Origin of the sequence: Flectobacillus sp., assembly GCF_049240685.1 — a bacterium.
In the GTDB taxonomy this organism is placed as follows: domain Bacteria; phylum Bacteroidota; class Bacteroidia; order Cytophagales; family Spirosomataceae; genus Flectobacillus.
The window spans coordinates 1-4,837 of sequence record NZ_JBMLSD010000011.1 but is presented as its reverse complement, the minus strand read 5'-3'; the positions used below and the strand labels follow the sequence as shown (position 1 = coordinate 4,837).

3 protein-coding genes are annotated in these 4,837 nt (G+C 39.9%); 2 read left to right on the top strand and 1 reads right to left on the bottom strand.

Annotation, left to right across the window (positions count from 1 at the left end; all coding sequences use genetic code 11):
• Positions 1 to 36: 36 nt before the first annotated feature.
• Positions 37 to 2,637, bottom strand: a complete 2,601-nt coding sequence (gene clpB, locus ACOVQ4_RS00595; RefSeq protein WP_421818737.1) for an ATP-dependent chaperone ClpB — start codon at positions 2,635 to 2,637, stop codon at positions 37 to 39.
• 390 nt (positions 2,638 to 3,027) lie between these two features.
• Here clpB and ACOVQ4_RS00590 point away from each other — a divergent pair, with 390 nt between their 5' ends.
• On the top strand, positions 3,028 to 4,011 hold the full coding sequence (locus ACOVQ4_RS00590; protein ID WP_421818736.1) for an aldo/keto reductase: 984 nt from the start codon (positions 3,028 to 3,030) through the stop codon (positions 4,009 to 4,011).
• 293 nt (positions 4,012 to 4,304) lie between these two features.
• Complete coding sequence (locus tag ACOVQ4_RS00585; RefSeq protein ID WP_421818735.1) at positions 4,305 to 4,706, top strand: septal ring lytic transglycosylase RlpA family protein; 402 nt, start codon at positions 4,305 to 4,307, stop codon at positions 4,704 to 4,706.
• The last annotated feature ends 131 nt before the right edge of the window (positions 4,707 to 4,837 follow it).

The window sequence follows — 4,837 nt, the reverse complement described above, 5'->3', positions numbered from 1 at the left end:
GTAGTCTCCTTTTTTCTCCTCAACCAACTATTTGACTTAAACCTCGACTGTTACGTTCGAGAATTTTAATGATTTATCTTCACCTAATTCCATCATTACAATAGAATCTTTGCTTACGTAATGTCCAAGAATTTGTTTTGATAGTTCGTTCAAAATTCTTCTTTGCAATACACGCTTGAGTGGACGAGCGCCCATGGTTGGGTCATAGCCTTCTTCTGCTAAGAATGTCAAGGCTTCGTCGGTAGCTTCGAGTGTGATGCCTTGCTCTTTCAAACGGTCTTGGATTTGTTTGAACTGGATTTCGACAATCTTGTGAAGGTTGTTTTTAGAAAGTGGTTCAAACATCACAATTTCATCTACACGGTTCAAAAACTCTGGACGAACCACTTGCTTCAATAAGCCCATTACTTCTTCTTTGGCTTTTTCTAAGATGATATGGTTATTCCAACCTTCCATTTCTGCCATTTTTTCTTGAATTATATGACTACCAATGTTTGATGTCATAATAATGATGGTATTCTTGAAATTGGCAATACGTCCTTTGTTGTCAGTCAAACGACCGTCATCGAGTACTTGCAAAAGGATGTTCCAAACGTCTGGGTGTGCTTTTTCGATTTCGTCGAGCAAAATCACACTGTAAGGTTTGCGACGTACCGCTTCGGTCAATTGACCACCTTCGTCATAACCCACGTATCCTGGAGGTGCTCCAATCAAACGGCTTACTGCATGGCGCTCTTGGTACTCCGACATATCGATTCTGACCATTGCATTCTCATCGTTGAAGAGATAATCCGCAAGTGATTTGGCTAATTCGGTCTTACCAACCCCTGTTGTACCCAAGAATATAAATGAACCAATCGGACGGCGAGGGTCTTGCATACCAGCGCGTGAACGACGCACTGCATCTGAAATAGCCTCGATCGCTTCTTCTTGCCCTGCTACACGTTTGCCTAATTCTTCTTCCATGTGCAAGAGTTTTTCTTGCTCGGCACGCATCATTTTCGAAACTGGAATACCTGTCCATTTCGCTACCACCTCAGCAATATTCTCTGCTGTTACCTCTTCCTGAAGCATCGTGTTTTCTTCTACTTTCGGCGTTTGTAGCTCTTTGAGTTTGTTTTCCGCCTCAAGTAATTTACCATATCTTATCTCTGCTACCTTTCCATAATCGCCAGCACGTTCGGCTTGTTCTGCCTCTAATTTCAAACGGTCAATATCTTCTTTGATTTTGCGAACATTATCAAGTACCGATTTTTCAGATTGCCATTTGGCCATTAAGCCCGATTTTTTTTCGGTCAATTCTGCCAACTCACGACTAATAATGGCTTCACGCTCCTTATTATTTTCACGACGAATCGCTTCTCTCTCAATTTCGAGTTGCATAATACGGCGTTGTAAATCATCAATTTCTTCAGGAACAGAGTCAATCTCCATACGCATTTTTGCTGCTGCTTCGTCCATCAAGTCGATGGCTTTGTCAGGTAAAAAACGATCTGAAATATAACGATTTGACAACTCAACGGCGGCAATTACCGCATCGTCCTGAATGCGTACTCCGTGGTGAAGTTCATATTTTTCTTTGATACCTCTCAAGATAGAAATGGCATCAGTTACATCTGGTTCGTCTACCGTAACAGCTTGGAAACGACGTTCAAGAGCTTTGTCTTTCTCGATATATTTTTGGTATTCCTTAAGCGTAGTCGCCCCAATCGCATGCAATTCGCCACGTGCCAAGGCTGGTTTGAGCAAGTTGGCCGCATCCATCGCACTATCACCACCGCCTCCTGCGCCAATCAAGGTATGGATTTCATCAATAAACATGATGATTTCGCCTTCTGCGTCGGTTACTTCTTTGATAACAGCCTTCAAACGCTCTTCAAACTCACCCTTGTATTTGGCACCCGCAATCAACAAGCCCATATCGAGGGTATAAATCGTTTTGCTACGAAGGTTTTCTGGTACGTCGCCCAATACAATTCTTTGTGCCAACCCTTCTACGATGGCAGTTTTACCAACGCCAGGTTCACCAATCAACATTGGGTTGTTTTTGGTACGGCGAGAAAGAATTTGTAAAACACGACGAATTTCTTCATCACGACCAATCACAGGGTCGATTTTTCCTGACTTGGCTAATTCATTTAGGTTACGAGCATATCGTTCCAAAGAACGATAGGTTGCTTCTGCATTTTGGTCTTTCACGTTGGTGTTACCTCTAAGTTCTTTAATCGCTGATTTGAGTGTATTTTCTTTGAAGCCACTATCTTTTAATAGCGTAGCTACGGAGTCTTTCCCTAAAAATAGACCCATCAAAAGTAATTCTACGCTGACAAACTCATCGCCAAAATCTTTCAATAGATTTTCGGCCTTGGTCAGAGCAGCGGCGGCATCATTGGCCAAATAAGGCTGTCCGCCCGATACTTTTGGATAGGAGTTAACAATGCTTTCAAGTTTGGTCAATAGGATATTTTCATTCACACCCATTTTCTTCAACAAGAAGCCCGAAGTATTGCTGTCTTCCTCAAGAATAGCTTTCAGCAAGTGCCCCGCTTCGATGGCCTGCTGACCATTACCCGAGGCAATCGTAGCTGCCTGCTGGATAATCTCCTGGGTTTTGGTGGTGTATTTATTAAAGTTCATATCAGTAGTTTTGTTTTGTCCTGATTTGTTTTATTTGTTAATTATTTATCAAATATGAATCCAATCCTATTAATCGGAAAAAATGTCTTGTTTTAAGCGATTTAGGGAATTTTTATCCGCCAAAATTTCAGTAGAATCCCTCCAAATCAGCATTTATAATGTCATATTGTCTTTAGATTTGTAGAGGAATAAATTTTAGAATTAAAGCTGAATTGCGATTGTATTTTGTAATATCTGTATTTTACAATAAAAAATTACTAGCTGTTATTTGGCAAGATTACTCATGATTATAAGCACTGGTAATTAACTGAAAATTTACATTCACAATTCACCATTCGCTCATTCATAATTAAACATTATCACTAAATCCCTCATTCACAATTAATCATCATGCAACTCAGAAAATTTCAGACAGAACTTATTAGCGAAATCGGTCTTGGTACTTGGCAACTAGGCAGTGCCGATTGGGGAAATGTTACAGAAGAAGCTGCTTTCGAAATCCTCAATCGATTTGTGGATTTAGGAGGTAATTTTATCGATACGGCCGATGTCTATGGTGGAGGTATCAGCGAAAAGGTTATCGGTAAATTTTTGAAAACTCGTTCTGAAACGCTTTATGTTGCTACCAAACTCGGAAGAAGAGGCGATAATGGAAACGGTTGGCCACAGAACTTTACGTATGAGGCTATCAAACAGCACGTGGAAGACTCTCTTCAAAATCTTCAATTGGAGCAGTTGTATTTAGAACAGTTACACTGTATCCCAACGGAAGAATTACAAAAAGGTGATGTTTTTGACTCGCTTAGAAAACTTCAAAGCGAAGGTTTAATCAAATACTGGGGTGTTAGTGTCGAAACTGCCGAGGAAGCGCTTATTTGTTTGGAGCAGGAAGGTCTTGCTTCCTTACAAATTATTTTCAACCTATTCCGTCAGCATTTAGCAGATGAAATCTTTGCTAAAGCACAAGAAAAAGGCGTTTCCTTAATCGTTCGAGTGCCCTTAGCAAGTGGATTATTGAGTGGGAAATATACTAAGGATACCGCTTTTGCTACTACAGACCATCGTAATTATAATGCTAATGGAGAGTTTTTCAACGTTGGTGAAACGTTTTCGGGAGTAGCTTTTGCACAAGGTGTAGAGTTTGCTCAAAGTTTGGGAAATCTTATGCCCGATGAGCGTTTGGCACAATGGTCATTACGTTGGATTTTGGATCATCCTGCTGTTACTACAGTGATTCCTGGAGCTACCAAAATTTCTCAGGTTGAATCCAATATGGGCTCTAGTAATTTGGAGCCATTATCCGCCGAAATTTATACGGCTTTGAGAGAGGTGTATGATACCCAAATTAAGCCTGCCATTCGTGGGAAATACTAGTCGGAATAGGTGAAAAAAAATGTTAATATTTGTTAAAATTGACTTTTTAGAAATATTTTTTTCTGAAAAAATAAGAGATTTTAACCACTGAAAAAGTGTTGGCTAGATTTCTTGAAAATTGGGCTATCTCGACAGATAGCCCAATTTTTGTATTAATCCAAGAAGTATTGCAAATTGAAAAAACTAAAACGTATATCAATAAAGTACAATGCCGTAAACTCATAAGTATTGTGCAAGCTTGTAAATGACAGGATTTTACCGTAATTTTGCACTCCATCATCCAAAAAATAGACATGGTAAAATCCATTTTATTGCTTATTTTTTGTAGTGTAATTTCACTCTCAATTGTAGCAAAAGATGCACGGTCATTTCAGGGTAAAGCTTCGTTTTATGCTCGTAAATTCAACGGCAAACGAACTTCAAGTGGCGAACGCTACAAACACAATGGCTACACAGCAGCTCATCGTAGTCTGCCTTATGGTACCTTGTTGGAAGTAACCAACAAAGCCAATGGTAAGAAAGCTGTGGTACGTGTAAACGACAGAGGCCCGCACAGACGAAAAGTACTTTTAGACTTAAGCTATGCGGCTGCCAAAAAAATTGGAATAGTTAGACGAGGTATAGGTAATGTACGTGTTAGGGTCCTCTCTAAACAAGAAATTCCAAATGCACTTTATGCAAGTGCACGCAACTAGGAACAATCTTTTCCTTATGATGAATCCTCATATCTTCGGGTATGGGGATTTTTTTTTAGAAGGGGATAGGGGTGAGGGGTTAGTTTTTTTTAGGTTCAAAGGGATAAGGGACAGAGGCACAAAGTGGGTTT

Bases quoted from the DNA above. Each gene is read 5' to 3' on its own strand.
- clpB (WP_421818737.1), bottom strand. From the start codon at position 2,637: ATGAACTTTAATAAATACACCACCAAAACCCAGGAGATTATCCAGCAG.
- ACOVQ4_RS00590 (WP_421818736.1), top strand. From the start codon at position 3,028: ATGCAACTCAGAAAATTTCAGACAGAACTTATTAGCGAAATCGGTCTT.
- ACOVQ4_RS00585 (WP_421818735.1), top strand. From the start codon at position 4,305: ATGGTAAAATCCATTTTATTGCTTATTTTTTGTAGTGTAATTTCACTC.